Origin of the sequence: Halomonas sp. 707D4 (assembly GCF_024158685.1) — a bacterium.
Classification (GTDB): Bacteria; Pseudomonadota; Gammaproteobacteria; order Pseudomonadales; family Halomonadaceae; genus Vreelandella.
Map to the genome: position 1 here is coordinate 1 of NZ_JAMZBD010000229.1, position 4910 is coordinate 4910.

Genomic DNA, 4910 nt, shown 5'->3' on the forward strand with positions numbered 1-4910 from the left:
GCCGCCCCCTGCAGGATACCGGCGACGAACCCTACCGGCAGCACGAGACGCCGGGCCACGTCCATCGGCATCGCCATCTTGCGCTTGAGCAGCTTGATGGCGAGATAGAGCACGATGGCGCCGGCCACGCCCAGCGACAGCAGGTCGTGAGAAAGTGCCACCAGCCCCCAGGTGCCGACCACGATACCTGCGCACCCGGCCAGCGAAAACGCCGCCAGAAAACGCAGCGGCAGCAGGTGGCGACGGTTCTGCCAGACCTGGATCAGATTGCTGAACAGATTCGATGCCAGCAGTACCGCAATCGCCGTCTGGACGTTGTAGAGCATGGTAAACACCGGTACCACGATGACCGGCACGCCGGAGCCGATCGCCCCCTTGACGATCCCCGCAATCAGCAGGGTGATGATGGCAATGAACACGCGTTGGTTCCCATGATGATCCGCGAGAGGGAGCCCGGCGCGCGGCCGGGCTCGTGAAGGTCAGTGCTCGAGAACGTAGCAGGGCGTGTAGGGCTGGCCGTCGAGCTTCATGCGCCCCTGGGCGACGAAGGAGTCGAGCAGCGCGTCCAGGCGTGTCATCAACTCGGGCTCTGCCGAGAGCACGAAAGGGCCGTGAGCCTTGATCGCGCGGATGCCCGGCTCCTTGACGTTGCCGGCCACGATTCCCGAGAACGCGCGGCGCAGGTTGGCGGCAAGCTCGTGGGTGGGCTGGTTGCGGTGAAGCGCCAGGCTCTTCATGGCCGCATGGGTCGGCTCGAAGGGTGCCTGGAACTCGCGGTCGATATTGAGTCGCCAGTTGTAGTAGAAGGCGTCCTGATGCTCGCGGCGAAAGCGAGCGACCTCGTCGATGCCTTCGCGCATGCGTCGGGCAACGGCCACCGGGTCGCCGGTGATGATGGTGTAGAAGCGGCGCACCTCTTCGCCCAGGGTGTAGACCAGGAACTCGTCGATCTTCTCGAAGTAGGCGGCGGAATCGGCAGGGCCGGTGAAGATCAGCGGGAAGGGGGTGGCGGCGTTCTTCGGGTGGAGCAGGATGCCCAGCAGGTAGAGGATCTCCTCGGCGGTGCCCACGCCGCCGGGAAACACGATGATGCCGTGGCCCAGGCGCACGAAGGCTTCCAGGCGCTTCTCGATGTCCGGCATCACCACCAGCTCGTTGACGATCGGGTTGGGTGCTTCCGCGGCGATGATGCCGGGCTCGGAGATGCCCAGATAACGCCCGCCCTTGCGTCGCTGCTTGGCGTGGGCCACGTTGGCGCCCTTCATCGGACCCTTCATCGCCCCCGGCCCGCAGCCGGTGCAGATGTCGAGATCGCGCAGGCCCAGGTGATAGCCCACGTCCTTGGAGTAGTCGTACTCCTGGCGCGAGATCGAGTGGCCGCCCCAGCACACCACCAGGCTCGGGTCGAGGCCGGGCTTGAGCGTGCCCGCCTTGCGCAGGATGTGGAACACCGCGTTGGTGGTGCCCTCGCCGGTGGTCAGGTCGAAGCGGTTATGGTGCTGGATCTCGTTGTAGACGTAGACGATATCGCGCAGGATCGACGACAGGTGCTCGCGAATGCCGCGAATCATGTGGCCATCGACGAACGCCTCCGCCGGCGCGTTGGTCAGTTTCAGGCGGATGCCGCGGTCCTGCTGGAGCACCTCGATATCGAAGTCCTTGTAGGCTTCGAGGATCGCCAGACTGTCATCAGAAGGATTGCCGCAGTTGAGCACCGCCAGGGCGCAGCGGCGCAACAGGTCGTGCAGGCCGGTCTGGGAGGTACTCTGCAGGCGGTTGACCTCCTGCTGGGAAAGCACCTCGAGGCTGCCTTCCGGGGAGATGATGCTGGACATCGTGGGGCGCGGGGCCTGCGGTTGATTCATGCGTGGAGCTATCCCTTTGGCTGGTGAGCGAGCAATGATTCCAAGCGTGACAAGCGTTTGCCTGCTGTCTCCTGCCTACTATCCCTTACCTCCGGCGCTGCGCGCAAGGCCACGAGCCCCGGCGGTTATGCTAACCTAGGCATCCGGGTGGCCTCGCAAGCGGCGCCCGACGTTACTCTTGCCAGGCGCCTACCATGTTCAATGCTCACTACTTTCGAACCTTCATCACGCTGGTGGAAACCGGCAGTTTCACGCGCACCGCGCGCCGGCTGGAGATGACCCAGCCCGGGGTGAGTCAGCACGTTCGAAAGCTCGAAGGCTACCTGGACAAGACCTTGATCGAGCGCAAGGGCAAGAGCTTCAGCCTGACCGAGTCCGGCCGGCGCGCCTACGACTACGCCCTGAAGCTCTTCGCCGAGCACGAGCAGTTTCGCCACGCCTTGGACGACGATTCCATCGACAGCGGCGAGTGTCGCCTGGCTTCGCCGGGAAGCGTGGGGCTGATGCTCTACCCGTTCATTCTCGGCCAGCAGCAGATGCATCCCAATTTGACGGTCAGCTACAGCTTCGCCTTCAACCACGAGATCGTCGGCGACCTGCTCGACGGGCGCTACGACGTGGGGATCGTCACCGAAGCGGTGAAGAACCCGGATCTCGAGTGCAGCGTCTGGCACCAGGAGCCACTGTGCCTGGTGGTGCCGGCGGATTTCACCGGCAACACCCTGGCGGAGCTGATGGGGCTCGGTTTCATCAACTACTACGACGGCATCAACCACGCCAATCACCTGCTGCGCGCCAACTTTCCGGAGGAGTTCCGCTCGATGAGCCACTTTCGCCACCAGGGGTTCACCAACGAGGTGAGCATGGTGCTGGACGCCGTGGCGCGCGGGCTCGGTTTCACCGTGGTGTCGCGCCTGGTGCTGGAAACCTCGCCCTGGCAGCGCCAGGTGCGGGCGCTGGCGCTGCCGGTCACGGTCGACGAGGTGCTCTACGTGCTGCGCCGGCGTGACGCCACGCTGCCCAAGCGCTACGAAAAGCTCTTGAACGGCTTCAAGGCGCAGCGCCTCCAGGAAACCATGCTCTAGTTCTCATGGCGCCTCGCCCACGAAAAAGCCCCCGCGACTCGGTCGCGGGGGCTTTGTTGTCACGAAAACCGGCGCCTTGTCAGGCGCGGTACTCGTCGATGCTCGGGCAGGAGCAGATCAACTGGCGATCGCCCAGCACGTTGTCGACCCGGTTGACCGATGGCCAGTACTTGGCCGCCAGCACCGCGTCGCTCGGGAACGCCGCCAGCATGCGATCGTAGGGGTGCTTCCACTCGGCGTCGGCCAGGTCGCGCTGGGTGTGCGGGGCGTTGACCAGCGGATTGTCGTCCAGCGGCCACTCGCCGCTCTCGACCCGCTCGATCTCTTCGCGAATGGCGATCATCGCCGCGCAGAAACGGTCGATCTCGTAAAGTGACTCGGACTCGGTAGGCTCGATCATCAGCGTGCCGGGCACCGGGAAGGACATGGTCGGCGCGTGGAAGCCGTAGTCCATCAGGCGCTTGGCGATATCCTCTTCGGAAATACCCGAACTCTGCTTGAGCGGGCGGATGTCGATGATGCACTCGTGGGCCACGGTGCCGTTCTCGCCGCGATAGAGGATCGGGTAGCTCGCCTCAAGCCGCTTGGCGATGTAGTTGGCGTTGAGAATGGCCAACTGCGTCGCCTCGCGAAGCCCGCGGGCGCCCATCATCTTGATGTAGGCCCAGGAGATCGGCAGGATCGCGGCACTGCCGAAAGCCGCCGCCGACACCGCGCCGCCCTCGGTCTTGACGCCCTTGATCGGCGTGACCACGTGGTTGGCAACATAAGGCGCCAGGTGCGCCTTCACGCCGATCGGCCCCATGCCCGGGCCGCCGCCGCCGTGGGGAATGCAGAACGTCTTGTGCAGGTTGAGGTGCGAGACGTCGCCGCCGAAGTCGCCCGGGCGGGTCAGGCCGACCTGGGCGTTCATGTTGGCGCCGTCCACGTAGACCTGGCCACCGTTTTTGTGGACCACCTCGCACACCTGGCGCACGTGGGATTCGAACACGCCGTGGGTGGAGGGGTAGGTGATCATGATCGCCGAGAGGCGATCGCGATACTGCTCGGCCTTGCTGGTCAGGTCATCGAGGTCGACATTGCCCAGGCGGTCGCACTCTACCACCACGACTTCCATGCTCAGCATGGCCGCCGATGCCGGGTTGGTGCCATGGGCGGAGCTCGGGATCAGGCAGACGTCGCGATGACCCTCGCCGCTGGCGGCCTGGTAGCGGCGAATGGCCAGGAGCCCCGCGTATTCACCCTGGGCGCCGGAGTTGGGCTGCATCGAGACATGGTCGTAGCCGGTGATCTCGACCAGAAACGCCGCCAGTTCGTCGATCATCTGGTGATAGCCCGCCACCTGCTCGCGCGGGGCGAAGGGGTGGAGCTTGGCGAACGCCGGCCAGGTGATCGGGATCATCTCGCTGGTGGCGTTGAGCTTCATGGTGCACGAGCCCAGCGGGATCATGGCGTGCGCCAGCGACAGGTCCTTGTTCTCCAGGCGCTTCAAGTAGCGCAGCATCTCGGTCTCGCTGCGGTAGCGCTGGAAAGTGGGGTGGGTCAGGAAATCGCTCTCCCGACGGTAGGCGGCCGGAATGCCGCTGCGCTGATCCGCTAGCGCCTTCTCTTCCAGTGTCGGCAGCGAAAGGCCGTGTTCGTCGCCGAGCAGCACGTCGAACAGGGCGGCCAGGTCGTGGGCGGTGGTGGTCTCGTCGAGGCTGACACCGATGTCGCCGCCCTCGAAATAGTGCAGGTTGATCTCCTGGGTCATCGCCCGGCCATGGATCTTGCCGGCGTCCACGCCGGTCAGGCGCAGGGTGTCGAACCAGCTGTCATTGGCCAGCGCCACGCCCGCCTGCTCCAGGCCCAGCGCCAGCAGCGTGGTCAGGCGATGGACGCGAGCGGCGATCTTCCTGAGCCCTTCGGCGCCATGGTAGGTGGCGTAGAAGCCGGCGATGTTGGCGAGCAGCGCCTGAGC

4 protein-coding genes are annotated in these 4910 nt (G+C 65.2%); 1 reads left to right on the forward strand and 3 read right to left on the reverse strand.

Annotation, left to right across the window (positions count from 1 at the left end):
* The coding region (locus tag BIS11_RS10710; RefSeq protein ID WP_253586032.1) for a sulfite exporter TauE/SafE family protein at nt 1-419 on the reverse strand (419 nt) is incomplete at its 3' end.
* 60 nt (nt 420-479) lie between these two features.
* Entirely contained in the window at nt 480-1865 is a 1386-nt protein-coding gene (gene ppnN, locus BIS11_RS10715; RefSeq protein ID WP_301282994.1) for a nucleotide 5'-monophosphate nucleosidase PpnN, read from the reverse strand.
* Between the two features lie 194 nt (nt 1866-2059).
* Between ppnN and BIS11_RS10720 the strand changes: the two genes are divergently transcribed.
* Entirely contained in the window at nt 2060-2950 is an 891-nt protein-coding gene (locus tag BIS11_RS10720; protein ID WP_253424217.1) for a LysR family transcriptional regulator, read from the forward strand.
* A gap of 79 nt (nt 2951-3029) precedes the next feature.
* Here BIS11_RS10720 and gcvP read toward each other — a convergent pair.
* Nucleotides 3030-4910: aminomethyl-transferring glycine dehydrogenase (gcvP, locus tag BIS11_RS10725; protein WP_253586033.1), on the reverse strand; the 1881-nt coding region annotated here is incomplete at its 5' end.